The sequence below is a fragment of the Vibrio sp. OPT18 genome, from assembly GCF_015163615.1.
In the GTDB taxonomy this organism is placed as follows: Bacteria; Pseudomonadota; Gammaproteobacteria; order Enterobacterales; family Vibrionaceae; genus Vibrio; species Vibrio coralliirubri.
Genome location: NZ_JADDYK010000036.1, coordinates 104,176 through 131,085 on the forward strand (window position 1 = coordinate 104,176; position 26,910 = coordinate 131,085).

Sequence of the window (26,910 nt, forward strand, 5' to 3'; positions counted from 1 at the left end):
GGCATAACTTGAGCCTTAACTGAATAAGGATTGTTAAGGAGATCGTATGCGTACTATCGAACCTATTGTCCGCTGGGATGTGGCATTTTCTGTTTTCTGTTTAAACAACCGCTATGGCGGGCAGCATGCAACGCTTAGTAAAGCGGTGTCTCATACTGGAGATGGACACCTTTATGTTTTGATTGCCTTGATTGCACTGCTGGCCGATAGCGACACCGGTCGAGACTTTCTATTGGTGGGCTTAACCGCCTTCGCAATCGAGTTACCTATTTACTGGTTTGCTAAAAATACCCTCAAGCGCCGTCGACCAGCTGAATTCTCTTCATTACTTCACTCTCATATTGTGCCATCCGATAAATACAGCCTGCCTTCAGGGCATTCCGCTGCTGCTTTTGTTATGGCGACCTTAATTGGACATTTCTATCCGAGCTTGTACCTCTTTAGCTTGGTGTGGGCAACTGCGATTGCAGGCTCTCGAATCCTGCTCGGTGTGCACTTTTTAACGGACGTACTGATTGGCGCAGCTTTGGGCATCGCTTGTACCAGCCTCGCTATCAGCTTCATCCAGTAATTATTTTGTTGGCAACCACTGCCGAGCTTAAGTGGCAACTCTAAAGGAAAAAGCATGAAAATTTTATATGGCGTACAAGGCACAGGAAATGGGCACATCGCTCGAGCGAGAGCAATGGCCGTCGCTTTTCGTCAGCAAAATATTGATGTCGACTTTCTGTTCTCTGGGAGAGATGAGAGCAAGTACTTCTCGATGGAAGCGTTTGGCAACTATCAGACCCGCAGCGGCTTAACTTTTTACAGCGAGCAGGGGCAGGTGAAATACGGCAAAACATTCATGAAGAACAACATCTGGCGATTTCTCCGTGAGATTAACCAGATCGATCTTACGCCTTATGACTTAGTGATTAATGATTTTGAGCCTGTCACTGCATGGGCGGCTAAGAGACAAGGTGTGCCATGCATTGGGATAAGCCATCAGAATGCGTTTCGTTATGATGTACCCAAAGAAGGGGGCAACTGGATTGAACATTCAGTGATTCAACATTTCGCCCCAACCGAGCACTCAATTGGGTTGCATTGGTATCACTTTGAACAGCCGATTTTGCCGCCTATCGTTCACACGCTGGTTGGTGAGGAACAAACCAAAACAGCACAAGACTTTACGTTGGTCTATTTGCCATTTGAGGATCTTGAGTCGATCTCAGAGCTGCTGATGAAGTTCATTTCGCACAACTTTGTCTGTTACCATCCGGATGTTATTGAGCACAGCCGAGTCGAAAATATTGAGTTCAAACCACTCAGTCATGCTGGCTTCCAATTCGACCTCAATCAGTGCTCTGGCGTGGTCGCAAATGGTGGCTTTGAATTGCCTTCTGAAGCCCTCACTTTGGGGAAGAAATTGCTTCTCAAACCACTCGAAGGGCAGTTCGAACAACAGAGCAATGTGGCGACGCTAGAGGCTCTTGGATTAGCTCAAACCATGACCTTTTTAGATGCGGCTATCTTGCGTACTTGGCTCAGTGAAAAACAGGCTGAAGTGGTCACCTATCCAGACGTGGCAAGTGCACTCGTTGAGTGGGTATTAGCGGGGAATTGGTCTAATCAAGATGACTTAAGAAAGCAACTTTGGGACAAGGTAGACTTTCCAAGTTATGCATCGCTCACCTAACTCATAAGTGTTATTTCTGAATCAACTGGTCAACTAATTCATCGGTTCAATAAATTGTAACAATTGTAACCAAAAGATAGAACAGCTAAATAAGTCGAAATCAAACTCATAAGTTACGCTTTTTATATTTTTTTATAACTCTATAAATTACTGATTTTTAGATGTTATTTAATCATTAAGATAAAATAAAATTATTCTTTATCAATCTTGTTGGTAGCTCGAGATGTATTGGTTAATAGTAATGTCAATCCGAAAAACATCGGTCTGATAAATATAAGAATTAGTGGTTATCTATTCTCATACCATTACCAATTTAACGCTGTCGAACCGACAAGAGGCAACTTGAATGTTAGATAAAAAAGACGCAATGAGTGCTATTGCAAGCTACAGAATGGAAAGCACACTTCGTGGAGTCGACTTAAATCTTTTGACTGTATTTGATGCAGTTATGCAAGAGCAAAACATTACACGTGCAGCTCACAATCTGGGTATGTCTCAGCCTGCTGTAAGTAACGCTGTTGCTCGTCTAAAAGTGATGTTTAACGACGAACTATTCATGCGTCAAGGTCGTGGTATTCAACCGACTCAACGTGCTCGTCAGTTGTTTGGTCCAATCCGCCAAGCGCTACAATTAGTGCGTAACGAACTACCAAGTTCTGTGTTCTCTCCAGAGTCGTCTTCTCGCCTGTTCAAACTTGCGATTTGCAGCCCTTGTGACATGCGTTTTGCTCCTAAGATTATGTCGACAATCAACGACCAAGCACCGAGCGTTAAACTGCACATGGATGCTGAATTCGATCGTCAACTTTCTGAGCGTATGCGCTACCAAGAAATCGACTTCGTTATCGATTACGCTCGTTTTGATGAGCAAGGCTTCTCAAGCACTGAAATCTTCCAAGACGAATTAGTTGTGGTTGCTTCTGCTTCTCACCCACGCATCAACGGTGAAGTTTCTGCGGCAGAGCTGCTTAACGAAAAGCACGCAAAACTGTCTCGCATCCATGGTCAACGTAGCTTCTCTGAGCAAGCTTACCGTGACCTAGATTGCACGCCTTTCTACGAAGGTACGAGCTTGAGCAACGTTCTTTACGTTGTTGGTCAATCTGAACTAGTAACGATTGCTCCTCGTTGGATGGTAGAACATGCAGCAAACAAAGAGCAGCTTCAGATTCTAGATTTCCCATTCGATAATGCGGCGATTTCTGGCTTCCTAAGCTGGCACGAATCAAGTGAAAAGGATAAAGGACACATTTGGTTACGAGATCAGTTAATGATGATCTGTGGCGAAGTAGTGGCACTTAACTAGACACTAATCCCTATGATTTATAAGCCCTAAGCTAGGAGTCTGGCTTGGGGCTTTTTTATGCGCGCTATTTTAGTGGATAGAAAACTTAGCGTTAGACGTACTATTACTGATAACTTTGAGCTTCATCAGTTGCCTTTTCCATGATCAGAGGTACACTTGTGCGCTCAAAAAAGCTTACAGGTGTAAGCCAAAGGTAAAGAGATGGCCAATTTAGATTTTCATATCGTAAAAAGACTTCGTGACCAAATTGCCCAAGGCGGCAACCGTACAGCTTTGAAGCACAAAGTAGACAATGTATGGCAAGGTATTAGCTGGGAGCAGTTTGGACAACAAATCGATACGCTTTCATTAGCACTATTGGCTCAGGGACTGAGAGTTCAAGATAAGATCGGTATCTATTCAAACAATATGCCTCAATGGACAGTGGCAGATTTTGCATCTTTACAAGCTCGCCTTGTGACTGTGCCGATTTATCCAACCAACACAGCAGCTCAGTCGTCTTACATCATCCAAAACGCAGATGTGAAGATCTTATTCGTTGGTGAGCAAGTTCAATTCGATGCGGCAGTTAGCCTGTTTGAAGAGTGCGAGCAGCTAGAAGTTGTTGTAGCTATGTCTGATGACATCGACCTGCAAGGACACAGCTTTGCCGTATCTTGGAATGACTTCATGGCGCGTGGCGTTGAAGCACAACAAGCAGAACTTGACGCGCGTCTTACTGATGCAAGCATGGATGACTTACTGACTCTTATCTATACCTCTGGTACCACAGGTCAGCCAAAAGGCGTAATGCTTGATTACACTAACATTGGCTACCAGTTAGAAGGCCACGATGAGCGCCTTAGCCTGAGCAAAGACGATGTCTCATTGTGTTTCCTACCGCTATCACACGTATTTGAGCGTGCTTGGACGTTCTACGTTCTCTATAAAGGCGCAACCAACTGCTACCTGCAAGATACGATGCAAGTGCGTGATGCGCTAAGTGATGTGAAACCGACCGTAATGTGTGCGGTTCCACGTTTCTACGAGAAGATCTTCTCTGCGATTCACGAGAAGGTATCTAAAGCGCCATTTATTCGTAAAGTGCTATTTACTTGGGCGGTGAACATGGGAGCAAAGCTTTCAGTTTGTCACCAAGAAGGTCGTACTCCATCGTTGATGCTGAAGAAGAGCCATGCGCTAGCTGATAAGCTTGTGCTATCTAAACTACGAGCTCTACTCGGCGGTAACATCAACTTCATGCCATGTGGTGGCGCGAAGCTTGATGAGACGATTGGTCGCTTCTTCCATGCTATCGGCATCAACGTAAAACTTGGCTACGGCATGACAGAAACTACAGCAACAGTATCTTGTTGGGATGACCGTTGTTTTAACCCAGATTCGATTGGTATGTCGATGCCGGGCGCAGAAGTAAAAATTGGTGCTAAGGACGAGATTCTTGTTCGTGGTCCAATGGTGATGCGTGGCTACTACAAGATGCCAGAAGAGACGGCTAAGACATTCGATGAGCGCGGTTTCTTGAAAACCGGTGATGCGGGTCATTTTGATGAAAATGGTAACCTGTTCATTACTGATCGTATCAAAGAGCTGATGAAAACCTCTGGTGGTAAGTATATTGCACCGCAAGTGGTTGAAGGCGCGATTGGTAAAGATCACTTTATCGAACAGATTGCTGTTATCGCTGATACGCGCAAATTCGTTTCTGCGCTGATTGTTCCTTGTTATGACTCGCTAGAAGAGTATGCCAAAGAGCTTAATATCAAGTATCACGATCGCGTAGAACTTGTTAAGCATCACCAAATCGTCGAGATGCTAGAAAAGCGTGTGAATGACCTACAGCAAGAACTGGCTAAGTTTGAGCAAGTGAAGAAATTCAAACTGCTACCAAAAGCATTTTCTATGGATGATGGTGAGCTGACACCAACTCAGAAATTGCGTCGTAAAGTTATCAACGATAAGTATCAAGACGAAATCGAAGAAATGTACAACGAAAAGCCTAAAGATAAGTAGTTTTCTGCTTAGATAAATTTTCAGTTGTTTAAAAATCCCCCTACGAATGTGATTGCATTTTTAGGGGGATTTTTTGTATCTAATGACACAGCACAATGTGCGAAAGCGCACACCAGCAAGCTCGCGGTTTATCGATAAATAGCGATCTATTGAAATATTAAGTGCTTTTTTTTATTCGCTAACTAGTGTTTAAACCTAGTATGGTGGGCTGGGTTGGGTTTTATTTAATGCTTTGAGCTAATAGTTGGTTTTTTGGCACAGTTGCCGAATAACAGGTGTTAGACCAGATGATAATAAAGCGTTAAAGTTGTTTCGTATTACTGTTTGTTGTTATCACGACAGACAGCCATAGCCGAAAAAGTGGAAGTATTTCGAATTAGGCTACGAATAAGCCCTAGACTATGAAAAACCAGCCCAACATGTTCACCAAATATGATTGGAAACTGGTGAGGAGAGCAATATGACAACAAAACCTGAAACAGCAATGTTATCCGGCGCTGAGATGGTGGTGCAGTCTCTAATTGAAGAGGGTGTAGAACAAATCTTTGGTTACCCAGGTGGTTCTGTACTTGATATCTACGATGCGCTGCATGCTAAAACTGCTGAAATTAAACACGTATTAGTACGACACGAACAAGCCGCTACCCACATGGCAGATGGCTATACTCGTTCTACCGGTAAACCGGGTGTAGTACTTGTGTGTTCTGGTCCAGGTGCGACCAATACCGTTACTGGTATTGCAACAGCCTACATGGACTCAATCCCAATGATTGTTATTTCTGGTAACGTACCAAATAACCTTATTGGTAACGACGCCTTCCAAGAGTGTGACATCGTGGGTGTATCACGCCCGATCGTTAAACACAGCTTCTTAGTTAAGAAAGCGGAAGATATCCCTGAAGTCGTTAAAAAAGCATTCTATATTTCAACGACAGGACGTCCCGGTCCTGTGGTTATTGATCTGCCGAAAGACATCTTGAACCCACAAATAAAGCTTCCTTATGAATACCCAGAAACGATCAAAATGCGTTCGTATAACCCAACGGTTACGGGTCATAAAGGTCAGATCAAAAAGGCGCTAAAAGCCCTTCTTGAAGCGAAGAAGCCGGTACTTTATGTCGGTGGTGGTGCGGTTATTTCTGAGGCAGATAAGCCGCTGTTAAAATTAGCAGAGGCACTGAATTTACCTGTGGTAAGCACCCTAATGGGGCTTGGCGCTTTCCCTGGCACCCATAAGAACTCTTTGGGTATGTTGGGCATGCATGGTTTGTATGAAGCCAATATGGCGATGCACAATGCGGATTTGATCTTTGGTATTGGCGTGCGTTTCGATGATCGAACGACCAATAACCTAGATAAGTACTGCCCTGATGCGAAGATCATGCACATTGATATCGACCCATCTTCAATCTCTAAGAACGTAAAAGTGGATCTACCGATTGTAGGTTCTGCTGAAAAAGTTCTAGAGAGCATGGTGAACTTGCTCGTTGAGCAAGGCGGCACTAATGATGCAGAAGCGATTGAAAGCTGGTGGAGTGAAATCAAGCAGTGGCAAGAGCGTGACTGCCTAGCTTACGAGAAATCGTCTGAGCGCATCAAACCACAGCAAGTAATTGAAACGCTGCATAAAGTAACCAATGGCGATGCCTATGTTGCTTCTGATGTAGGTCAACACCAAATGTTTGCTGCTTTGTACTACCCGTTTAACAAGCCACGTCGTTGGATTAACTCTGGTGGTCTAGGCACAATGGGCTTTGGCCTGCCAGCTGGTATGGGCGTTAAGTTTGCTAAGCCAGATGAAGAAGTGGTTGTGGTAACCGGTGACGGCAGTATTCAAATGAATATCCAAGAGCTGTCGACTGCGCTGCAATACAATATTCCTGTTAAGATTATTAACCTTAACAACCGTTTCCTAGGCATGGTAAAACAGTGGCAAGACATTGTTTATCAAGGTCGTTACTCTAACTCATATATGGACTCTGTTCCTGATTTTGCTGCTATCGCTGAGGCTTATGGCCACGTTGGTATGCGTATTTCATCTCCGGATGAACTGGAATCAGGTTTGGAAAAAGCACTGGCGATGAAAGACCGTTTGGTATTTGTCGATATTAGTGTGGATGACACCGAGCACGTATACCCAATGCAAATCAAAGGCGAGGGTATGGATAACATGTGGCTAAGCAAAACGGAGAGAACATAATATGAGACACATTATTTCACTACTAATGGAAAACCAACCTGGTGCGCTTTCTCGTGTGGTTGGCTTGTTTTCTCAGCGTGGCTACAACATCGAGTCTTTGAACGTATCTCCAACCGATGATCCGACGCTGTCTCGTTTGAACGTCACTACTAACTCGAGCGAAATGCAGCTTGAGCAGATTCAGAAACAACTGCATAAGCTAATCGACGTACTTAAAGTACAAGAAGTGTCTGAGCTTGAGCACATTGAACGTGAGCTGTTGATGGTAAAAGTACGTGCGAGCGGCTTTGCTCGAGCAGAAGTGAAGCGCACAGCAGATATCTTCCGTGGTCAGATTGTTGATGTCACGGCTTCTCAATATACGGTTCAAATGGCGGGTACTAGCGAGAAACTGGATGCCTTCATTCAGGCACTGTCTGAAGTGACGGAAGTGCTTGAAGTAGCTCGAAGTGGTGTTGTTGGCATCGCACGAGGCGAACGTGCGTTGAAAGCCTAGACGATAAGTCTTTAAAAAATAACTTTAAAGCCGCTTTTTTAAGCGGCTTTTATTTTGTTAATTTTTTAGAGTGCTATAATCCCGCGCTGCACTTCCATTCATCTGAGTTAGCAATGCGAAATAAAAAATCAATAATTACATTGCTGATTATCTCTATCATATTGTCTTCTGCAGTATGTCTGTATTATTTGCAGCGTTACAAAGAAGTAAAACAACAGAGCTTTGACTACTCGGCTAAGCAAGCTGTTCATCAGTTAGTGTATGCCAAGCGAGATTACGATCTTCTCAAGACTCAGTTAGTCTCGGTAATGGAGCTACTCAGTCATAGCCAGAGCTTGGTTAACTTTGCTTCCTCTCCCTCAGAGCAGACCAAACATCTACTTGAAGAGGTCTGGCAATCTGTTCTGGTGAACCAGAAGTGGTATACACAAATCCATCTGTTAGATATCACAGGCAAAGAATTGGTGCGCGTTAACTACTCCTCTGATACCGGTAGAGTGACGTTTCCTCAACAACTGCAAGATAGGTCGGATTCTAACTACTTCCAATACGCTCAAAAACTAGAGGCCGAACAGATTGGCGGTTGGGGTATTGAGCTTGAAACTGAGCATGGTGAAGTCACCTTCCCTTATTCGCCGGTAATCCGTGTCTTTACCCCCGTAGAAACCCCTGACGAAAGAGTAGGCTATCTCGTCATCAATCTCGATGTATGGGGCTTATCGTCGCGTCTGAGCTTTTCACCTGATAACGATCTTCGAGCAGAAGTTCTCAATGACGCGGGCTACTTCATCGCGAGTAACAACAGCGGTAAATTGTTCGGAGACTCTATTCCTGAAAGAAAAGGCTACAACCTGAAAAATATCGCGCCGAAGACGTGGGATGCGATCTCCAATGATCAGGTGGGACACGTTTTTGAAGATGGTAATTTGTTTGCTTTTAACACGGTTATGCTCGCGAACAGTCAAAAGGTTCATTTGCTTATTCAACTTAATCAGAAGCAATTGATGGATAGGGCTGAGCGTGATCTAGATGATTTGGCCCATGAAGAGATCATTGTTCTGATTACGGTGCTGATTTTCGCTTTCCCGTTTGCTTACCTGGTGACGCACTACCGACGCCGAAGCCTGGAGAGTAAATTGGCACGCGCCGCATTGAATGGCATGTCGGCAGTGATGATCTCTGATAAGCAGCACCGCACAATGATGATCAACAACGAATTTGAGAACATGACTGGGTACTGCAAAAAACAAGTGATCGGTCAAAATGCGTTGCAACTGTTGCTTGAGAATACCGACCAAGTGCTCTCAAGCTCGGCTATTTGGAGTCATTTAGAGCAAGAAGAAGTATGGGAAGGGGAGGTTCAGTGTAAGAACAAGCTGCGTATTCCTTTTACTGCGATCATGCGAGTGCATGCGGTCAAAAATAATTCAGGCAAAGTCAGTTACTACATCACCTCGTTGGTTGATATTTCCGTAAGGAAGGAGCTTGAGGTGCGTTTGAGGATCTTAAGTGAACGTGACGCTTTGAGTAATCTCTGGAACCGACGAAAATTCGAAGAGCAGCTGGCTTACTATTCTCGCTTGGTTGAGCGTTATCCGAACGAAGCGACCACTTGCTTAGCCTTAGTCGACATCGATAACTTCAAGCGAATCAATGACGAACTTGGCCACGACGAAGGCGACCGTGTGATTGCTGGTGTTGCTAAGCTTCTGCAAGATAGCCTTCGTGGGACGGACTTTGTTGCACGTGTCGGAGGAGAAGAGTTTGCACTCTTGATGCCACACACCTCACTGCCAGAAGCAAAGCGCGTATTGGATCGCTTGCGAATTGAGATTGAGCTAGCCGCCGGAACTAAGGTAACGGTGAGTGTTGGCTTTACGGATTTAACCAGTAACAGTACTCGCTCATACAAGTGTGCTGATGTTGCGCTTTACGAATCTAAATCGTCTGGTCGTAATACGGTCTCTATGTGTCCTAGCTATGATGATGTCGCTTAGGTTCGCTTCTATCTAGTCCTGTCGTCTATTTGCTTCACCTCTTCAAGTCGCGCCCCGACTCTTTTTTCCTTTCCCCCTTTTTATTAGGAATCTCACTTTTGAGCGACCTATGTCACAAAATCTATACAGTTAGACTAAAGTCTAATGCTGGTGAAAATTTGAGCTAAAATGAACGATAAGTAAACTACTTTGCTTCAGATTACATCGTGTTAAACGATGTAATAAATAGAGTGTTTACCAGATGTAAAAGGATGACACCGTTAACTTAATTCAGCTGGTTAGCTAGCCTTATCAATAACTTGGAAGGCAGCAGTAGAATTAGGTTAGCTGGAGCAAGAGTTTGGGGATCATACAGTCTGGTTAAAAGAGGCGTGGTATGTTTGTCGATTTTTTAGTGAGGTTAACCATAGGCACATTAGCCATTCTTGGCTTTCAGCTTAGTGCATTGTATTTTTTACCTATGGTTGTGCTGCTCAATACTCATCACAAAGAGTTTTTTGGGTGGTAGTTCAGTCGTGGTACTGGAAACAAAAAAACGGAGCCGTTGGGCTCCGTTTTTATTTGGTTAGAATCTATCTTGGCATCATGCCGCTTCGATAACTTCTTCAATTCGTTTCATTGAACCTAGTAAGTGTTGATCAAGCAATTCAGTCGCTTGTTCTACATTCTTAGAGAGTACTAGTTTCATGATCATTTCGTGCTCATCAATATTGAACAGATCATCAGATGCGCTTTCTGCAGACATAGCGAGGAAGCGGTAACGTTTCACTTGGTTAATTAGGTCATCAAAGAACTTAAACATGTTCTCTGAATCTGCCCCTTCAAGTAGTGCGACATGGAATTGCTGGTGGCGCTCTTCCCATTCTACACAATCAAACTCTTCAGATACGTACTGCACTCGTGACAGTTTATGGTAAGACGTTAGTACATCCAGTTCCCAGCTCTCATCACCCGCTGAAATCGCTTTTTTAAGCAGAACCGATGATACAACACGAAGGCTTTCGTATAGGTCATTCAGTTCTTTCTTTGACACTGGCGATACCCAGCAGCCTTTTTGTGGCTCTAGCTTTACGTATTTGCTCCAAGATAACTGTACCAAGGCTTCACGAATAGGGGATGCGCCAACGTTGTAGCGTGCTTTTAGATCAGCAACAACGAGCTTTTGGCCTGGGGTTAACTCACCATTAAGAATATCTTGGCGAATCATCTTTGATACTTTGTCAGTGAGCGTAGGACTAGACATTACAAACCTCATCTATATATGATTTCTAGTCTGCTAATCCGTCTCTTAGAAAGAGCCAATTGGAAGTTAACAGTACGTAGTTCTATTGTGATTGATAATACAGCGTACTGAAAAGTTAGGCAAGATTTTGTTTCATAAAAAAAGAGGGCCGAAGCCCTCTTTTATATTTTATGCGAATCGGTTCATTCTTATAGAACGTGAACAGATGCCGTGTTTGTAGTACCAGAAGCTACTAGAGCACCAGAAACCATAACTACGATGTCGCCTTTGTTACCTAGGCCAGATTGTAGAGCGATTTCTTTACCGTTGATGTAGAACGCGTCTGTGTTCTCGATAGAGTCAACAAGAACTGGCTTAACACCTTTAGTAAGAACTAGCTGTGCAGCTGTCTTTTCGTTAGTTGTTAGAGCAAGGATGTTTGCAGTTGGGAAGTACTTACGTACTGAACGTGCAGACTTACCGCCTTCAGTTGCAACAACGATTAGAGGAGCAGCTAGCTTCTCTGCTGTGTCTACAGCGCCTTTACATACTGCTTCAGTGATACGTAGACGTGGGCTGTCTAGACGAGAACCTAGCTCAGCTTTAAGAGCTGAATCAGTACGGTTCGCGATTTGAGCCATGATAGTAACAGCTTCAACTGGGTACTTACCTTTAGCAGTTTCACCAGAAAGCATTACTGCATCAGTACCATCCATGATTGCGTTCGCAACGTCACCCGCTTCTGCGCGAGTTGGACGTGGGTTGCTGATCATAGAGTCAAGCATTTGAGTTGCAGTGATAACCATCTTACGTGCACGGTTACACTTCTCGATCATCATCTTCTGAGCGAAGATTACTTCTTCAGCTGGGATTTCAACACCTAGGTCACCACGAGCAACCATGATGCCGTCAGAAGCTTCAAGGATTGAATCGAAGTTATCTACACCTTCTTGGTTTTCAATCTTAGAAATGATGTGGATGTTCTCGCCGCCGTTAGCGTTTAGAAGCTCACGGATTTCTTTAACGTCTTCTTCTTTACGGATGAAAGAAGCAGCAACGAAATCAACGCCTTGCTCACAACCAAACTTAAGGTCAGCTTTGTCTTTCTCAGAAAGAGCTGGAAGTTGAACAGAAACGCCAGGAAGGTTAACACCTTTGTTTTCGCCTAGAGCACCGTTGTTAAGAACTTTACACTTAACTTCAGTTTCTGTTGTTGCGATAACTTCCATTTCGATTAGGCCGTCATCAACAAGGATAGTGTTACCTGCTGTTAGGTCTTTAGCGAAACCTAGGTAAGTTACTGCTACTACGTCTTTGTTACCAACAACTGTTGCGTCAGTTGTGAAAGTGAACTCTTGACCAGCTACTAGATCTACGTCGTTACCATCTTCAAGTTTGATAGTACGGATTTCTGGACCTTTAGTATCTAGAAGGATAGCAAGTTGCTCACCTTTGTTTTCCATTACTTTACGGAAGTTCGCGATACGAGTGCCGTGCTCTGCGAAATCACCGTGAGAGAAGTTAAGACGCATAACGTTCATGCCAGCATCTACTAGTTCAGTTAGCTTCTCTACAGATTCAGTTTTAGGGCCAATCGTACATACGATTTTGGTCTTTTTCATGGAAGGTACTCTCCGGTAAGTATTGTTACAATTTGAAATTTATTTAAGTTCTGAAGATTGGTCCGCTACATCAACATTTTGTGCCTGTTGTGTAAAAGCGCGGGACTTCCAATATGTCCTTCAGAGTTGTAAGTCTTTCATCAATTTTAGTCATTTTATGACTAAAAGATTTTGATTCAATATCGGTTTTCTGTGACTTACCCCACTATATAGGGGGTAAGTTGCAAAAAAATAACAGTCAGTTTTGTAATTTTTTTTCTTTTCGGGTGCGGATTCTACCACCTAATGAGTTCAATATCACTGCTTAACAATTGTCTTAGGACAAGGTTTTATCGCTATTTATTAATTTTTTGGATCAAAATAAATGGACTAAATGGTTTCGTTGTAACTATAATATGTTTCACATCGAAACTTAATGGCCTTTTTTAAATGTCGAAACGAAACACCCAGCTTAGAAGACATGCAATTTCTAACCTAGTGAATGAAAAAGGGGAGGTTAGTGTTGATGAATTATCCGCTAAGTTCGAAACCTCAGAGGTCACTATTAGAAAGGACTTGGCGTCTTTAGAGAAAAACGGTCAGCTTTTACGCCGTTATGGTGGTGCGATTTCGTTACCGAAAGAGGTTGTCAACGAAGAACTGGGTCAACAAGTTTCGACTCGAAAGGTTTCATTGGCAAAAGCCGCTGCAGATTTAATTCGCGACCATAACCGTATCGTGATCGATAGTGGCAGTACTACCGGTGCCCTAATTCAGCAGCTTAATGCTAAGCGTGGCTTGGTTGTGATGACCAACTCATTGCACGTCGCTAATGCGCTTAATGAGCTTGAAAGCGAGCCGACGTTATTAATGACTGGCGGCACTTGGGATACCCATTCGGACTCTTTCCAAGGCAAAGTCGCAGAGTCGGTGCTTCGCGCTTACGATTTTGACCAACTATTTATTGGGGCCGATGGTATCGATCTTGATAGAGGCACAACCACGTTTAACGAACTGGTTGGCCTGAGCAAAGTAATGGCTGAAGTGTCACGAGAAGTGATCGTGATGGTTGAGTCGGAAAAAGTGGGACGAAAGATCCCGAACTTAGAGCTGGCGTGGGAACACATTGACATCTTAATTACCGATACAGACTTAGGCGAAGAATCCAAAGCAAGTATCGAATCACATGATGTTCGAGTGATCCTGACCGATCCAGCGTAAAAACAAATTTAAATATTATGCATTTACCTTCCTATAATTGATCTTGATGAAGATCTGGCCTTTGCTTGCTGCCAATAGGAATAAAACAAAATTGATGGAGTGAAACTATGTGTGGAATTGTTGGTGCAGTAGCACAGCGTGATGTAGCTGAAATTTTAGTAGAAGGCCTTCGTCGTCTAGAATACCGTGGCTACGATTCAGCTGGTGTCGCTGTAGTCGATACTGAATCTAACCTAACTCGTGTACGCCGCCTAGGTAAAGTACAAGAGCTAGCTGACGCAGTAGAAGAGCAACAAGTGATTGGTGGTACAGGTATCGCTCATACACGTTGGGCAACACACGGTGAGCCATCTGAAGCGAACGCACACCCACACATGTCTGGTGATATTGCAGTTGTACACAATGGCATTATCGAAAACCACGAAGCACTGCGCGCTATGCTGCAAGAGCGTGGTTACGTATTTACTTCACAAACGGATACAGAAGTTATCGCCCACCTAGTTGAGTGGGAACTTCGCACTTCAGCTTCTTTGGTTGAAGCACTACAGAAAACAGCAAAACAATTAGACGGTGCGTACGGCACGGTTGCGGTTGATCGCAAAGATCCTAGCCGTATTGTTGTGGCTCGTTCTGGTAGCCCAATCGTTATCGGTTTTGGTGTCGGTGAGAACTTCCTTGCTTCTGACCAACTGGCGCTACTGAGCGTAACTCGTCGCTTCATGTACCTAGAAGAAGGTGATGTTGCTGAGGTGACTCGTCGTGATGTTACTGTATTTGATGTCGCGGGCGAGCGTGTTGAGCGTGAAATCGTTGAATCAAACGCTGAACATGACGCTGGTGACAAAGGTCAATACCGCCACTTCATGCAGAAAGAGATCTTCGAGCAGCCAACAGCGCTGATCAATACAATGGAAGGCCGTATCTCTGACACTTCGGTTATCACTAACGCGATCGGCGTTAAAGCTGAAGAGATCCTAAGCAAGGTTGAACACGTGCAGATCATCGCATGTGGTACGTCTTACAACTCAGGCATGGCAGCGCGTTACTGGTTTGAATCTCTAGCTGGCGTAAGCTGTGACGTAGAGATTGCTTCTGAATTCCGTTACCGTGATTTCGTTGTTCGTCCGAACAGCCTATTGGTGACTCTGTCTCAATCTGGTGAAACGGCTGATACGCTTGCTGCACTTCGTCTTGCAAAAGAGAAGGGTTACATGTCAGCAATGACTATCTGTAACGTTGCGGGTTCTTCACTGGTTCGTGAATCTGATTTTGCATTCATGACTCGCGCAGGAACAGAGATCGGTGTTGCTTCTACTAAAGCTTTCACAACTCAACTAGCAGCAATGCTGATGATGGTAACGTCAATTGGTCGTCTACAAGGTCGCATCAATGAAGAGAAAGAAGCGGAAATCGTTCAAGCACTTCACCAACTGCCTGCTGATATCGAGAAAGCATTAGCATTTGATAAAGAGATCGAAGCACTGGCACCTGATTTTGCTGATAAGCACCACACACTGTTCTTGGGTCGTGGTGAGTTTTACCCAATCGCGATGGAAGCGTCTCTTAAACTGAAAGAGATCTCTTACATCCACGCAGAAGCATACGCTGCTGGTGAGCTTAAGCACGGTCCTTTGGCTCTTATCGATGCAGATATGCCTGTAGTCGTTATTGCACCAAGCAACGACTTGCTAGAGAAGCTGAAATCGAACGTTGAAGAGGTACGTGCTCGTGGCGGTCTACTTTATGTATTCGCTGACCAAGACGCTGGCTTTGAAAGCGATGAGAACATGAAGATCATCAAGATGCCTCACGTAAGTGAAGTAACAGCACCTATCTACTACACAGTACCGATGCAGCTGTTGTCTTACCACGTAGCGCTAATCAAGGGTACCGATGTTGACCAACCTCGTAACCTTGCGAAAGCGGTAACGGTTGAGTAATCGTTAGCCTATCTAAGAAAATTAGATAATAAGAAGCCCATCCTGTGATGGGCTTTTTTGTGTCTGTTAGCTAACGATCAGCGTTAGATCTAGCTTTAACGGCGTTAAGCGTTAAGTGCTTGTTCTAGGTCAGCCAAGATATCGTCAATGTGCTCAATGCCTACTGAGAGGCGGATCATCTCTGGTGATACACCCGCTTGTTTTTGTTCCGCTTCGCTTAATTGGCGGTGTGTTGTAGAGGCAGGGTGACAAGCGAGAGATTTCGCATCGCCGATGTTGACCAAGCGCTTGAAGATTTGTAGCGCATCATAGAAACGAACACCTGCTTCATAACCATCTTTCAAGCCAAAAGATAAAATGGCCGATGGCTTACCTTGCATGTATTTCTCAGCCAGCGGATAGAACTCAGACGTTGGTAAACCCGCGTAGCTCAACCAACTCACTTTCTCATGTTGCTGAAGGTACTCCGCTACTTTCAGTGCATTCTCTGTGTGTCGCTCCATGCGTAGCGATAAGGTTTCTAAGCCTTGCATTAGCATGAATGCATTCATTGGCGACAGCGCAGCACCCGTATTACGCAGTGGAACCGTTCGAGCACGACCAATAAACGCGGCTTCGCCAAAAGCCTCGGTATAAACCACACCATGGTAAGAAGGTTCTGGCTGATTAAACACGGGGAAGCGATCTTTGTGTTCTGCCCATGGGAATTTACCTGAATCGACAATCACGCCACCTAACGTTGTACCGTGACCACCCACGTATTTGGTTAGTGAGTGCACCACTATGTCGGCTCCAAAATCGATAGGTTTACACAGCACAGGCGTTGCTACTGTGTTATCGACAATCACAGGCACACCTTGTGCGTGAGCAAGCTCAGCAACACGTTCTAAGTCGATAATATTGCCTGCTGGGTTACCGATACTTTCACAATAAACCGCTTTGGTTTTTTCATCGATCAGTGCAGCCAAGCTTTCAGGCTTGTCGTCTTTGGCAAAGCGAACTTCGATCCCTTGGTTTGGCAGCATGTGCGCAAATAGGGTGTAAGTACCGCCGTAAAGCTGAGGTGTTGAAACGATGTTGTCACCGATCTGTGCCAACGTCTGAATAGCGTAGTTGATCGCGGCACTGCCCGCACTCACGACTAAGCCTGCAATCCCGCCTTCTAAGGCTGCCATGCGCTTTTCCAACACATCGTTGGTTGGGTTCATTATACGAGTGTAGATATTGCCTGGTACCGCAAGGTTGAAGAGGTCGGCGCCATGTTGTGCGTCATCGAATTCGTAAGCGACGGTTTGGTAGATAGGAGTGGCAACCGATTTGGTTGTTGGATCAGTGTCGTAACCGAAGTGAATCGAGAGTGTTTCGTCTTTCATGAGTCTTCCCTGAACTATGGATCGATTTATGTACGTTCATATTGCCGCCTTTTTTATAAAAGAAAAGTAAGCTTAGTCACAGAGAAGCAATTGAAACTGTGTGCGGGGCGATTCGGTATTTGTAGGGAATACCGCGTGAGTTGTGCAGATCCAGAAAAGCAAAAAGCCAGAGCAGCGTGAACTGTTCTGGCTTTTCTGATTTGGTGGCCCCTCCCAGATTTGAACTGGGGACCGAACGATTATGAGTCGTGCGCTCTAACCACTGAGCTAAGGGGCCGTAGGGCATAGATTATAGGGGAAGCATTCAGTGGTGTCTAGACACTATAAGGGGCAATTCCGCTTACATCTTAGCCACTTAAATCACACAGATAAAAAAAAGGTGAGCCAACGCTCACCTTTTCTTATTTATGCTTAAAAGCTAACCGCACTAAAGCGTGTGATTACTCGTCTAGGAAGCTACGCAGAGTTTCTGAGCGGCTTGGGTGACGAAGTTTACGCAGTGCTTTTGCTTCGATCTGACGGATACGTTCACGAGTTACGTCAAACTGCTTGCCCACTTCTTCAAGAGTGTGGTCAGTGTTCATGTCGATACCGAAACGCATACGCAGTACTTTAGCTTCACGAGGTGTTAGGCCAGCAAGAACGTCTTTAGTTGCACCGCGTAGGCTTGTTGCCGTTGCAGAGTCTAAAGGTAGTTCTAGCGTTGTATCCTCGATGAAATCACCTAGGTGCGAATCTTCGTCGTCACCGATTGGTGTCTCCATTGAGATTGGCTCTTTAGCGATTTTCAGTACTTTACGGATCTTGTCTTCAGGCATTTGCATGCGTTCAGCTAGCTCTTCCGGAAGTGGCTCACGACCCATCTCTTGTAGCATTTGACGAGAGATACGGTTTAGTTTGTTGATCGTTTCGATCATGTGAACCGGAATACGGATAGTACGAGCTTGGTCGGCAATCGAACGAGTGATTGCTTGACGGATCCACCACGTAGCGTAAGTAGAGAACTTGTAACCACGACGGTATTCAAACTTATCTACGGCTTTCATCAGACCGATGTTACCTTCTTGGATTAGATCCAAGAATTGTAGACCACGGTTTGTGTACTTCTTAGCAATCGAGATTACTAGACGTAAGTTCGCTTCAACCATCTCTTTCTTCGCACGACGAGCTTTCGCTTCACCGATAGACATACGACGGCTGATATCTTTGATGCTTTGAACAGTAAGAGACGTTTCACGTTCGATCATATCCAGTTTTTGGATAGAGCGACGGATGTCGTGCTCGTTACGTTTGATCTTTTCTGCGTATGGCTTGTCTGAAGCAAGAACTTCATCCAACCATGCTTCGCTAGATTCGTTGCCAGTAAATAGAGCAATGAAAGATTTCTTCGGCATTTTGCCGTACTCAACCGTTTGACGCATGATTAGGCGTTCTTGAGTACGTACGCGATCCATAGAGTTACGCAGTTCGTTTACTAGGTAATCAAACTGTTTTGGTGTTAGACGGAACTCTTTGAATACGTCTTGCATCATTGTTGTTGCAAGCATTGCTTTCGGGCTTTCATGGCCGTACTCGTTGATCGCTAGCTGACGGTTCTGGTAGCTAGTGCGAAGCGCTGTGAACTTCTCAAGAGCAAGCTCAGGATCGATACCTGTATCTTCTTCTTCCTCTTCCTCGTCGTCTTCAGCGTCTTCTTTGTCTTCGTCTTCCAGATCAGTTTCAGCAAGTTCTGAACCGATGTGAGTCGCCGTTGGCGCAGCTGTGCCATCGTCGTCAGGGTCAACAAAGCCATTGATTAGGTCTGTTAAGCGAATCTCTTCTGCTTGTACGCGGTCAAACTGTTCCAAGATGTATGGAATAGTGCCAGGGTACTCAGCAACCGATAGTTGAACTGTATTGATACCATCTTCAATACGTTTCGCAATGTCGATTTCGCCTTCACGAGTCAGTAGTTCAACCGTACCCATTTCACGCATGTACATACGAACTGGGTCAGTAGTACGGCCAATCTCGCTTTCTACGCTTGAAAGCGCAGCAGCTGCAGCTTCGGCTGCATCTTCATCTATATTGGCATCGTCATCATTAAGTGCTAGATCATCAGCATCAGGTGCAGTTTCAACTACCTTGATACCCATGTCGTTGATCATTTGAATGATGTCTTCTACCTGTTCAGAATCCACGATTTCTGCAGGTAGGTGGTCGTTTACTTCGGCGTAGGTCAGATAGCCTTGTTCCTTGCCTTTAATAACAAGTAATTTAAGCTGTGACTGCGGATTTTGATCCATAGATGATATCCAACTTCAGGTCTGGTGAAGGACGTTGCATTCTCAAATGCAAACCAATTATGTTAACAAATTTATTAAATGCTGACTAATCAAACAGGGTTACGCTTTTAGATCTAGCATTAAAGCTAGTAGCTCCCTTTTTTCTTCGGCTGATAAACCGACGCTTCTTGCTTTGGCCTGCAGGTTTTCAATTTGTTTTTCAACGCACTGGGCAAGTATGTTGTCCAATGAGTCTAAAAATATGTCTTCTTGATTGTCTTCGTCGAGGGGGATTTCCCAGCTCGCGAGACGAGACAGAAGAGCCTCATGTTTATTATGTCGCCAATGCTCTAATAATTGGCCTGTGTTGATATGGGGATGCGCGTGGCATTTATCAAGTACTTCGACGAATAAACTTAGTCCAGGCAACTGTAAGCCTTTGACACTTGATAAATCCGGTACCATATCAGCATAGCTCGGATTTTGGATAAGCAAAGCGATAACTTCACGCATTGGAGTGCGCTTCAGCTCTTTATGCGGTTGAGGTGTCGGGTTCTGTGTATGAACACGCGCACGTCGCAATTGGTTATCAAATCCAGTTCGCTCATCGAGCAGTTTTTCGAGCAATTCTTGGAAGTAACTGTCAGGAATTTTGTTAATCAAGGCGCTGGCGTGTGCACGCAGTGCTGATTTCCCTTCGGTTGTTCCCAAGTTTAACTTGTGTATTTCAATCAGGTTATCGAACAAATAGGTCGAAAGCGGCGTCGCATTATGGACCAGCTGTTCAAAAGCGGCTTTGCCATGCTCTCTAATATAGCTGTCTGGGTCTTCACCGTCGGGCAAGAACAGAAACTTAAGCGTGTTGCCCGTTTTCAGATACTCAAGTGCGTTTTCGAGTGCGCGCCATGCGGCCTCTTTACCTGCTCGGTCACCATCGTAACAACAAACCACAGTGCTGGTTTGACGGAACAACATTTGAACGTGGTCGCCAGTTGTCGAGGTGCCCAGTGATGCCACTGAGTAATCGACACCATATTGCGCGAGGGCCACGACATCCATGTAACCTTCAACCACAAGTATTTGTGGCGGTTCACGGTAGGCTTGCAGCACTTCATAAAGGCCGTAAAGCTCTTTACCTTTATGGAAGATAGGCGTTTCTGGTGAGTTGAGATATTTTGGTGTGCCGTCTTCTAACACACGACCACCAAAACCAATCACACGGCCACGACGATCACGAATCGGGAACATTACGCGTCCACGGAATCGGTCGTATCGGTTACCTTTATCGTTCTCAATTAGCATGCCGCCAGTCACGAGCATGTCTTGGGCTTCTTTCTGTTGGCCAAAGTTCTTACGAACCAAGTCCCACTCATCTGCCACATAACCAATGCCAAACTTCTGGACGATCTCGCCCGAAAGGCCACGATTCTTTAGGTAATCAATCGCAGGTTTGTTGGCTGATATTTTCAGTTGAGAGCGGTAAAAATTACTGATGCCGCCCATCAAATCGTAGAGGTTACGTTTTTGTTCGCTGTTGGCTCTTGGTGCTGTTGATATCTCGCCGCTGCGCTGTTCTCTAGGAACATCGAGGCCTAAGAAAGAGGCTAGCTCTTCAATAGCTTCAACAAAATCGAGACGTTCGAACTCCATAATGAAGTCGATAGCATTACCGTGTACGCCACAACCAAAGCAGTGATAAAACTGTTTTTCTTGGCTTACGCTAAAAGAAGGGGTCTTTTCGTTGTGGAATGGGCAACAAGCACCATAGTTTTTGCCTTTTTTCTTAAGTTTCACGCGTGCGTCCACAATGTCGACAATGTCGAGACGCGCTAGGAGATCATCGATGAAACTACGCGGGATGTGTCCTGCCATAAAACCTTAGAAAAATGCACTAACTGAGAGTGTGGATAATAATAGTTTGAATAGGTTACAGATACAAACAAGCCGTGCGTTCCGAAGGATTGCACGGCTTGTTGCAATTTGATTTGGGATTAAGCGAGTTTAGAACGAACTAAACCACTAACTTTACCCATATCTGCACGCCCTTGAATTTGTGGTTTCAAGATAGCCATTACTTTACCCATGTCTTGCATGCCCGCTGGTTGAGCTTCGGCGATTGCGCTATCAAGTAGTGCAATAACTTCTTCATCAGTTAGCGGTTGAGGCATAAAGCCTTCAAGTACCGTAATTTCTGCTTTTTCCACGTCAGCAAGATCTTGACGATTTGCCGATTCATATTGAGCAACAGAATCGCGACGTTGCTTAACCATTTTAACTAATACAGCAAGAATGTCGTCGTCGTTCAGAGTGATCCGTTCGTCAACTTCACGTTGCTTAATTGCTGAAAGAGCTAAGCGGATAGTGCCAAGGCGCGGTTTGTCCTTGGCTTTCATCGCTAATTTTTGCTCTTCTTTGAGTTGTTCAATAAGAGCCATAACTCAGTCCTTATGGATTAAGTTATTAGTACAGGCGAACGCGACGTGCGTTTTCGCGAGCTAGCTTCTTAGCGTGACGCTTTTGAGCTGCTGCTTTAGCGCGTTTGCGAACTGTAGTTGGCTTTTCGTAGTGCTCGCGACGGCGAACTTCAGAAAGGATACCTGCTTTTTCACAAGAGCGCTTGAAACGACGTAGTGCAACGTCGAACGGTTCGTTTTCACGTACTTTAACTATTGGCATATGCCTTTCACCTCAGGGGTTATTCATTATCGCTGGCCACTCAGTACCAAATCAGAGAAGTTACCCATCGAGCTAACTCTCTATTCGCGTTTGGCCATTAACCAGCTTGATCAAAAATGGTGCGGAATTTTAATCCGATCACAGTGGCTTTGTAAAGCACTTTGTCGATTATAGTCTGTACAATATTTGTTTGAAGAGCTTAGGCAGGGTAATATTGCGCTAATTTCCCATTTTAGACGAAAGCGTGCCGAGAAAATTATGCGCATTATTGGTATTGAAACCTCTTGTGATGAAACAGGAATCGCGATTTATGATGATGAGCAAGGGCTGCTTTCTCATCAATTATATAGCCAAGTAAAGCTGCACGCCGATTACGGTGGTGTGGTGCCTGAGCTAGCTTCGCGTGACCACGTGAAAAAAACAATTCCTCTTATTAAAGCGGCATTAGCTGAAGCGAACCTAACGTCGAAAGACATTGATGGTGTGGCTTACACAGCTGGCCCAGGTTTAGTGGGTGCACTGCTTGTCGGTGCAACGATTGGTCGCAGTATTGCTTATGCGTGGGGCGTGCCTGCTGTGCCTGTTCACCATATGGAAGGTCACCTTCTTGCGCCAATGTTAGAAGACAATCCACCTCCATTCCCATTTGTGGCTCTGCTGGTTTCTGGCGGCCATACCATGATGGTAGAAGTGAAAGGCATTGGTGAATACCGAATCCTTGGTGAATCGATTGATGATGCAGCGGGTGAAGCGTTTGATAAAACCGCGAAACTGATGGGCTTAGATTACCCTGGTGGTCCACTGCTATCTCGCTTGGCAGAAAAAGGCACTCCGGGTCGTTTTAAGTTCCCGCGTCCAATGACCGATCGTCCGGGTCTAGATATGAGCTTTTCTGGTCTGAAGACGTTCGCAGCGAATACCATTCGCGATAACGATAATGATGACCAGACTCGTGCTGATATTGCTTACGCATTCCAAGAAGCTGTTTGTGCAACCTTAGTAATCAAGTGTAAGCGCGCCTTGGTAGAAACAGGCATGAAACGTATAGTGATTGCTGGCGGTGTAAGTGCTAACAAGCAACTGCGTGTTGAGCTTGAAGCTCTTGCTAAGAAAATCGGTGGTGAGGTGTACTACCCACGCACTGAGTTCTGTACAGATAACGGTGCGATGATCGCTTATGCGGGCATGCAGCGTCTGAAGAATGGCGAAACGGCTGATTTGTCTGTTCATGCCACACCGCGTTGGCCTATTGACCAGCTAGAGCCAATTGCGTAATTGACTATAGTGTTTCGATAAACGGTCGCCTTGTGCGGCCGTTTTTATATCCTAGCTTACCGACTGTATGTCGATAAATAATTGCTGATAGAGATTAGGGAAGAAAATGAACAAGTTCACAGTAGACAATCAATCGATGGCGTACCTAGATGAAGGTCAAGGCCCTGTTGTTGTACTCGGCCACAGTTACCTTTGGGATAGTGCAATGTGGAAGCCGCAGATCGAAGCATTAAAGGCTCAGTATCGCTGTATTGTTCCAGAGCTTTGGTCTCATGGTGAATCTCAAGCAGCACCCACTTCGATGCGTAACTTGAAAGATTACGCTCAGCACGTTTTGGCTCTGCTTGATCATTTAGAGATCGAAGAATTCTCAGTAGTTGGCTTATCGGTTGGCGGTATGTGGGGGACTGAGTTAGCGGAACTTGCACCTGCACGTATTAAGTCTTTGGTTCTAATGGATACTTTTGTGGGTTTAGAACCAGAAGTTGCTCACGCTAAGTACTTCAGCATGTTAGATACCATCACTCAAACCAAGACGGTTCCTCAGCCAATTGTTGAAGCGGTTGTACCTCTGTTCTTCGCTAATGATGCTCAAACCAACACGCCAGCTTTAGTTGAAGGTTTTACTCAGCAGTTATCGGCTCTTGAGGGCGACAGCGCTGAAGAAGTGGCACGAATTGGTCGAATGGTGTTTGGACGTCGCGATATGATTGAATCGGTAGAGAACTTTGCTCTGCCTGTTTTGATTGCTGTAGGACAAGAAGATAAACCACGTCCGGTACTTGAGTCATACCTAATGCACGATTGCATTACGGGCAGTGAATTAGTGGTGATTCCTGGCGCAGGTCATATTAGCTCGTTAGAGCAACCAGAGTTTGTGAACACAATGCTGAAGACGTTTTTAGATAAACATCTGCTGTAAGCTTTAAATACTGAATATTATGGTTCGGCTTAGACGTGACAGTTTAAGCCGATTTTTTTTGTCCGAGTTTTGGTTCGCTGCCATCGAGTAGGCGGCGGATATTCTGGTGGTGACGTAACACGATCAAACAGCACAGCATGGCTACTGGTAATGTGTATTGAGGTTTGACTAACCAAGCGTAGAAAGGGGCAAGTAGCACAGTAACCAGTGCCGCTAAAGAAGAGTAACGAAACAAAAACGCGACCACTAACCAAGTCGCCATGATCATTCCTGTTAGATCGAATCCTATTGGGGCGATAGCGCCGAGTGCGGTTGCCACGCCTTTACCACCTTTGAAGTGGAAGAAGATGGGATACATATGACCTAGGCACGCCGCAATTGCCACAATCCCTAGAATGATTGGGTCGATCTTGAGGTAGTAGCCAAGCCAGACAGGGATAGTGCCTTTCAGCATGTCACACAGGAGGACGGCTGCTGCTGCGCCTTTGCCGCCAACGCGCAGTACATTGGTGGCGCCCGGGTTATTGGAGCCTACCGTTCTTGGATCAGGAAGTCTTAAGACTCGGCATATCAAGACCGCACTAGAGATTGAACCTAGCAAATAGGCTGCAATGATCATGATTAGTGCCAATGGGGTCATGTCTTTCCTTAAACGGTTATAAGCCTAACGATGGGAAAATAATGCTCAATCCAAGAGTAATTGATATCATATCTCGAATTACGCAAATAATACGTTTTTTTCCCCCATATGGGTATCCGACCTCTAAAAGGACAAGTCATGGCACTGGATAAAGTTTTCATTGAACAGCTAGAAGTAATTACAACGATCGGTGTTTACGATTGGGAACAAGAGATTAAACAAAAACTTGTGCTTGATATTGAAATGGCTCATGACAACCGCCCAGCGGGTAAGAGTGATGATGTAGTTGATGCTCTGGACTACTCGACTGTGAGTACAGCTGTGCTTAACCACATTGCGAATGGCCGATTCCTATTGGTTGAACGTGTGGCTGAAGAAGTCGCTGAATTGATCATGACTCAATTCTCTGTGCCGTGGATTAAAATCCGCTTAGCGAAACCTGGCGCAGTGCCACAAGCAAAAGCCGTTGGCGTGATCATCGAACGAGGTCAAGCATGACAGTAGCCTATGTTGGTGTTGGCACGAACATAGACCGCGATAAGCATGCAAGGGTGGCATGGACAGAGCTTCAATCGTTAGGGACTAACCTTAAATGCTCTAAAGTCTATCACTGTGAGCCCGTGGGTTTTAATAGCCATCCGTTTTATAACTTTGTGATAGAGCTTGACACGTCACTCTCATTGACTGAATTTTCACAGCAGCTGCGTAAAATTGAGTTTAAATGGGGTCGCTCTCAAGATGCGCACAAACTACAAGATCGAAAACTCGATCTTGATATTGTGCTGTTTGGAGAGGAGGTTTCTGAGCGTGAACCAGAATTACCACGCAGTGATATCTACAAATATCCTTTTGTAACACAACCGCTTTATGATCTTTGTCCTGCGAGAGTGATCCCGCAAGACGGAAGAACCGTCAGTGAAATATGGCAGAAGATGCAGCAATTAGACTCGCTCTCTGTCGTAGATATAAAACTATAATTTTTAAGGTAAGTAATGAGTTATTTTGAAGCGTTTATATTGGCGTTGGTGCAAGGCTTTACTGAGTTTTTACCTATTTCCAGTTCTGCACACTTAATCCTTCCTTCTGCTGTTTTAGGTTGGGAAGATCAAGGCTTGGCTTTTGATGTGGCTGTCCACGTTGGTACTTTGGCAGCCGTGGTTATCTATTTCCGTAAAGAAGTGGTCTCTCTGTTGAGCGCATTCTTTGGTTCAGTGTTTAAAGGCGATCGCAGTAAAGAAGCGAAGTTAGCGTGGATGATCATTCTCGCGACGATTCCTGCATGTATCTTTGGCTTGCTGATGAAAGATATTGTTGAGCTTTACTTACGCAGTGCGTGGGTGATCGCGACGACAACGATTATCTTTGGTCTATTGCTATGGTGGGTGGACAAGAACTCAAGCCTACGCGATGACGAATACCAAGCAGGTTGGAAAAAGGCGCTGTTTATTGGTCTTGCTCAAGCAATGGCGATCATTCCGGGTACGTCTCGTTCCGGCGCAACCATTACCGCGGCGCTTTACCTTGGTTTCACACGTGAAGCAGCGGCTCGATTCTCTTTCCTAATGTCTATCCCAATCATCACTCTGGCTGGTGGTTATTTAGGTCTTAAGTTGGTGACAAGCGGTGACCCAATCCATGTTGGCACTTTGCTAACGGGCGTTGCGGTGTCTTTCATCAGTGCTTACATCTGTATCCACTTCTTCTTGAAGCTTATCTCTCGTATGGGCATGACACCGTTCGTTATCTACCGCCTGATTCTAGGTTGTGGTCTGTTTGCTTTCTTAATGATGCAGTAACAGACGCGGACATCGGTCTCGCTGTAAAGATTGAAACAAAAGGCCCGCTTAACAGCGGGCTTTTTAATGCGTTTTAATTAGAGCGGTGACGATTAACTGGCAGCGAGTTCTGATAGGGCACCTTCAATTGCGATGGCTCTGCGTTTCTCTTGTTCTTCTCGAATATCTTTACCTTTAAAACCATCGGCAATGATCGCTTTGACTTCGACTTGAAGCGCCGCTTGGTAAGCTACTTCAAAACGCGCTTTTTGAGGATACGGCTGATCTTCTAATCCTTTTCGGCCTGCGTG

General features: G+C 44.9%; 22 protein-coding genes, 1 tRNA gene and 1 pseudogene. 14 read left to right on the forward strand and 10 right to left on the reverse strand.

Annotation, left to right across the window (positions count from 1 at the left end):
• Positions 1 to 46 precede the first annotated feature (46 nt).
• The 7 genes from IQQ51_RS08545 to IQQ51_RS08575 all read left to right on the forward strand — a co-directional run bounded on the left by IQQ51_RS08545 (position 47) and on the right by IQQ51_RS08575 (position 9,690).
• Positions 47 to 571 (forward strand): phosphatase PAP2 family protein, encoded by a 525-nt coding sequence (locus IQQ51_RS08545; RefSeq protein ID WP_193840829.1) that lies wholly within the window; start codon positions 47 to 49, stop codon positions 569 to 571.
• 54 nt (positions 572 to 625) lie between these two features.
• Positions 626 to 1,681 carry an MJ1255/VC2487 family glycosyltransferase gene (locus IQQ51_RS08550; protein ID WP_193840830.1) on the forward strand — a complete coding sequence of 352 codons (1,056 nt, stop codon included), beginning with the start codon at positions 626 to 628 and terminating at the stop codon, positions 1,679 to 1,681.
• A 346-nt stretch (positions 1,682 to 2,027) separates the two neighbouring features.
• Positions 2,028 to 2,987, forward strand: a complete 960-nt coding sequence (leuO, locus tag IQQ51_RS08555; RefSeq protein ID WP_019826889.1) for a transcriptional regulator LeuO — start codon at positions 2,028 to 2,030, stop codon at positions 2,985 to 2,987.
• Between the two features lie 201 nt (positions 2,988 to 3,188).
• Positions 3,189 to 4,997 carry an AMP-dependent synthetase/ligase gene (locus tag IQQ51_RS08560; RefSeq protein ID WP_193840831.1) on the forward strand — a complete coding sequence of 603 codons (1,809 nt, stop codon included), beginning with the start codon at positions 3,189 to 3,191 and terminating at the stop codon, positions 4,995 to 4,997.
• A 460-nt stretch (positions 4,998 to 5,457) separates the two neighbouring features.
• On the forward strand, positions 5,458 to 7,197 hold the full coding sequence (locus tag IQQ51_RS08565) for an acetolactate synthase 3 large subunit (RefSeq protein ID WP_048618189.1): 1,740 nt from the start codon (positions 5,458 to 5,460) through the stop codon (positions 7,195 to 7,197).
• Between the two features lies 1 nt (position 7,198).
• On the forward strand, positions 7,199 to 7,693 hold the full coding sequence (gene ilvN / locus IQQ51_RS08570; RefSeq protein ID WP_008219984.1) for an acetolactate synthase small subunit: 495 nt from the start codon (positions 7,199 to 7,201) through the stop codon (positions 7,691 to 7,693).
• 113 nt (positions 7,694 to 7,806) lie between these two features.
• On the forward strand, positions 7,807 to 9,690 hold the full coding sequence (locus tag IQQ51_RS08575; protein ID WP_193840832.1) for a diguanylate cyclase: 1,884 nt from the start codon (positions 7,807 to 7,809) through the stop codon (positions 9,688 to 9,690).
• A gap of 583 nt (positions 9,691 to 10,273) precedes the next feature.
• On the opposite strand, the gene IQQ51_RS08580 is transcribed toward IQQ51_RS08575, so the two are convergent.
• Both IQQ51_RS08580 and pykF read right to left on the reverse strand, forming a co-directional pair.
• Complete coding sequence (locus tag IQQ51_RS08580) at positions 10,274 to 10,945, reverse strand: GntR family transcriptional regulator (protein ID WP_019826885.1); 672 nt, start codon at positions 10,943 to 10,945, stop codon at positions 10,274 to 10,276.
• A gap of 176 nt (positions 10,946 to 11,121) precedes the next feature.
• Positions 11,122 to 12,534, reverse strand: coding sequence for a pyruvate kinase PykF (gene pykF, locus IQQ51_RS08585; RefSeq protein WP_017061403.1), 1,413 nt, complete (start codon positions 12,532 to 12,534; stop codon positions 11,122 to 11,124).
• Between the two features lie 429 nt (positions 12,535 to 12,963).
• On the opposite strand from pykF, the gene IQQ51_RS08590 reads away from it, so the two are divergent.
• Positions 12,964 to 13,734 carry a DeoR/GlpR family DNA-binding transcription regulator gene (locus IQQ51_RS08590; protein WP_048614888.1) on the forward strand — a complete coding sequence of 257 codons (771 nt, stop codon included), beginning with the start codon at positions 12,964 to 12,966 and terminating at the stop codon, positions 13,732 to 13,734.
• A gap of 107 nt (positions 13,735 to 13,841) precedes the next feature.
• A complete protein-coding gene (glmS, locus tag IQQ51_RS08595; protein ID WP_048614889.1) occupies positions 13,842 to 15,674 on the forward strand; it encodes a glutamine--fructose-6-phosphate transaminase (isomerizing) in 1,833 nt (610 codons plus the stop codon).
• Positions 15,675 to 15,778: 104 nt separating this feature from the next.
• Here glmS and IQQ51_RS08600 read toward each other — a convergent pair whose 3' ends face one another.
• The 6 genes from IQQ51_RS08600 to rpsU form a co-directional block, all read right to left on the reverse strand.
• Entirely contained in the window at positions 15,779 to 17,047 is a 1,269-nt protein-coding gene (locus IQQ51_RS08600) for an O-acetylhomoserine aminocarboxypropyltransferase/cysteine synthase family protein (RefSeq protein WP_193840833.1), read from the reverse strand.
• Between the two features lie 201 nt (positions 17,048 to 17,248).
• Positions 17,249 to 17,324, reverse strand: a tRNA-Ile gene (locus tag IQQ51_RS08605).
• A gap of 163 nt (positions 17,325 to 17,487) precedes the next feature.
• Complete coding sequence (gene rpoD, locus IQQ51_RS08610) at positions 17,488 to 19,332, reverse strand: RNA polymerase sigma factor RpoD (protein WP_048614894.1); 1,845 nt, start codon at positions 19,330 to 19,332, stop codon at positions 17,488 to 17,490.
• Between the two features lie 99 nt (positions 19,333 to 19,431).
• The gene (gene dnaG / locus IQQ51_RS08615; protein ID WP_017069474.1) at positions 19,432 to 21,183 is read right to left on the reverse strand and encodes a DNA primase; all 1,752 of its coding nucleotides are present in this window, start codon (positions 21,181 to 21,183) and stop codon (positions 19,432 to 19,434) included.
• A gap of 119 nt (positions 21,184 to 21,302) precedes the next feature.
• Positions 21,303 to 21,746 (reverse strand): GatB/YqeY domain-containing protein, encoded by a 444-nt coding sequence (locus IQQ51_RS08620; protein ID WP_017069475.1) that lies wholly within the window; start codon positions 21,744 to 21,746, stop codon positions 21,303 to 21,305.
• A 25-nt stretch (positions 21,747 to 21,771) separates the two neighbouring features.
• Complete coding sequence (gene rpsU, locus IQQ51_RS08625; protein ID WP_004396009.1) at positions 21,772 to 21,987, reverse strand: 30S ribosomal protein S21; 216 nt, start codon at positions 21,985 to 21,987, stop codon at positions 21,772 to 21,774.
• A gap of 258 nt (positions 21,988 to 22,245) precedes the next feature.
• Between rpsU and tsaD the strand changes: the two genes are divergently transcribed.
• Positions 22,246 to 23,262 carry a tRNA (adenosine(37)-N6)-threonylcarbamoyltransferase complex transferase subunit TsaD gene (gene tsaD / locus IQQ51_RS08630; protein ID WP_019826876.1) on the forward strand — a complete coding sequence of 339 codons (1,017 nt, stop codon included), beginning with the start codon at positions 22,246 to 22,248 and terminating at the stop codon, positions 23,260 to 23,262.
• 106 nt (positions 23,263 to 23,368) lie between these two features.
• On the forward strand, positions 23,369 to 24,184 hold the full coding sequence (locus IQQ51_RS08635) for an alpha/beta fold hydrolase (RefSeq protein ID WP_193840834.1): 816 nt from the start codon (positions 23,369 to 23,371) through the stop codon (positions 24,182 to 24,184).
• Between the two features lie 43 nt (positions 24,185 to 24,227).
• Here IQQ51_RS08635 and plsY read toward each other — a convergent pair whose 3' ends face one another.
• On the reverse strand, positions 24,228 to 24,824 hold the full coding sequence (gene plsY, locus IQQ51_RS08640; RefSeq protein ID WP_193840835.1) for a glycerol-3-phosphate 1-O-acyltransferase PlsY: 597 nt from the start codon (positions 24,822 to 24,824) through the stop codon (positions 24,228 to 24,230).
• 138 nt (positions 24,825 to 24,962) lie between these two features.
• On the opposite strand from plsY, the gene folB reads away from it, so the two are divergent.
• Genes folB through IQQ51_RS08655 form a run of 3 tightly spaced genes read left to right on the forward strand, consistent with a single transcriptional unit; the run spans position 24,963 to position 26,620 of the window.
• Positions 24,963 to 25,322 (forward strand): dihydroneopterin aldolase, encoded by a 360-nt coding sequence (gene folB, locus IQQ51_RS08645; RefSeq protein WP_193840836.1) that lies wholly within the window; start codon positions 24,963 to 24,965, stop codon positions 25,320 to 25,322.
• Positions 25,319 to 25,801 carry a 2-amino-4-hydroxy-6-hydroxymethyldihydropteridine diphosphokinase gene (folK, locus tag IQQ51_RS08650; RefSeq protein ID WP_019826871.1) on the forward strand — a complete coding sequence of 161 codons (483 nt, stop codon included), beginning with the start codon at positions 25,319 to 25,321 and terminating at the stop codon, positions 25,799 to 25,801. Before folB ends, folK begins: the two co-directional genes overlap by 4 nt.
• A gap of 15 nt (positions 25,802 to 25,816) precedes the next feature.
• Positions 25,817 to 26,620 (forward strand): undecaprenyl-diphosphate phosphatase, encoded by an 804-nt coding sequence (locus IQQ51_RS08655; protein ID WP_010434624.1) that lies wholly within the window; start codon positions 25,817 to 25,819, stop codon positions 26,618 to 26,620.
• A gap of 92 nt (positions 26,621 to 26,712) precedes the next feature.
• Here the strand turns inward: IQQ51_RS08655 and cca are convergent.
• A pseudogene (cca, locus tag IQQ51_RS26830) lies at positions 26,713 to 26,910 on the reverse strand (multifunctional CCA tRNA nucleotidyl transferase/2'3'-cyclic phosphodiesterase/2'nucleotidase/phosphatase); the annotation flags it as partial.

Bases quoted from the DNA above. Each gene is read 5' to 3' on its own strand.
- IQQ51_RS08545 (WP_193840829.1), top strand. From the start codon at position 47: ATGCGTACTATCGAACCTATTGTCCGCTGGGATGTGGCATTTTCTGTT.
- IQQ51_RS08550 (WP_193840830.1), top strand. From the start codon at position 626: ATGAAAATTTTATATGGCGTACAAGGCACAGGAAATGGGCACATCGCT.
- leuO (WP_019826889.1), top strand. From the start codon at position 2,028: ATGTTAGATAAAAAAGACGCAATGAGTGCTATTGCAAGCTACAGAATG.
- IQQ51_RS08560 (WP_193840831.1), top strand. From the start codon at position 3,189: ATGGCCAATTTAGATTTTCATATCGTAAAAAGACTTCGTGACCAAATT.
- IQQ51_RS08565 (WP_048618189.1), top strand. From the start codon at position 5,458: ATGACAACAAAACCTGAAACAGCAATGTTATCCGGCGCTGAGATGGTG.
- ilvN (WP_008219984.1), top strand. From the start codon at position 7,199: ATGAGACACATTATTTCACTACTAATGGAAAACCAACCTGGTGCGCTT.
- IQQ51_RS08575 (WP_193840832.1), top strand. From the start codon at position 7,807: ATGCGAAATAAAAAATCAATAATTACATTGCTGATTATCTCTATCATA.
- IQQ51_RS08580 (WP_019826885.1), bottom strand. From the start codon at position 10,945: ATGAGGTTTGTAATGTCTAGTCCTACGCTCACTGACAAAGTATCAAAG.
- pykF (WP_017061403.1), bottom strand. From the start codon at position 12,534: ATGAAAAAGACCAAAATCGTATGTACGATTGGCCCTAAAACTGAATCT.
- IQQ51_RS08590 (WP_048614888.1), top strand. From the start codon at position 12,964: ATGTCGAAACGAAACACCCAGCTTAGAAGACATGCAATTTCTAACCTA.
- glmS (WP_048614889.1), top strand. From the start codon at position 13,842: ATGTGTGGAATTGTTGGTGCAGTAGCACAGCGTGATGTAGCTGAAATT.
- IQQ51_RS08600 (WP_193840833.1), bottom strand. From the start codon at position 17,047: ATGAAAGACGAAACACTCTCGATTCACTTCGGTTACGACACTGATCCA.
- rpoD (WP_048614894.1), bottom strand. From the start codon at position 19,332: ATGGATCAAAATCCGCAGTCACAGCTTAAATTACTTGTTATTAAAGGC.
- dnaG (WP_017069474.1), bottom strand. From the start codon at position 21,183: ATGGCAGGACACATCCCGCGTAGTTTCATCGATGATCTCCTAGCGCGT.
- IQQ51_RS08620 (WP_017069475.1), bottom strand. From the start codon at position 21,746: ATGGCTCTTATTGAACAACTCAAAGAAGAGCAAAAATTAGCGATGAAA.
- rpsU (WP_004396009.1), bottom strand. From the start codon at position 21,987: ATGCCAATAGTTAAAGTACGTGAAAACGAACCGTTCGACGTTGCACTA.
- tsaD (WP_019826876.1), top strand. From the start codon at position 22,246: ATGCGCATTATTGGTATTGAAACCTCTTGTGATGAAACAGGAATCGCG.
- IQQ51_RS08635 (WP_193840834.1), top strand. From the start codon at position 23,369: ATGAACAAGTTCACAGTAGACAATCAATCGATGGCGTACCTAGATGAA.
- plsY (WP_193840835.1), bottom strand. From the start codon at position 24,824: ATGACCCCATTGGCACTAATCATGATCATTGCAGCCTATTTGCTAGGT.
- folB (WP_193840836.1), top strand. From the start codon at position 24,963: ATGGCACTGGATAAAGTTTTCATTGAACAGCTAGAAGTAATTACAACG.
- folK (WP_019826871.1), top strand. From the start codon at position 25,319: ATGACAGTAGCCTATGTTGGTGTTGGCACGAACATAGACCGCGATAAG.
- IQQ51_RS08655 (WP_010434624.1), top strand. From the start codon at position 25,817: ATGAGTTATTTTGAAGCGTTTATATTGGCGTTGGTGCAAGGCTTTACT.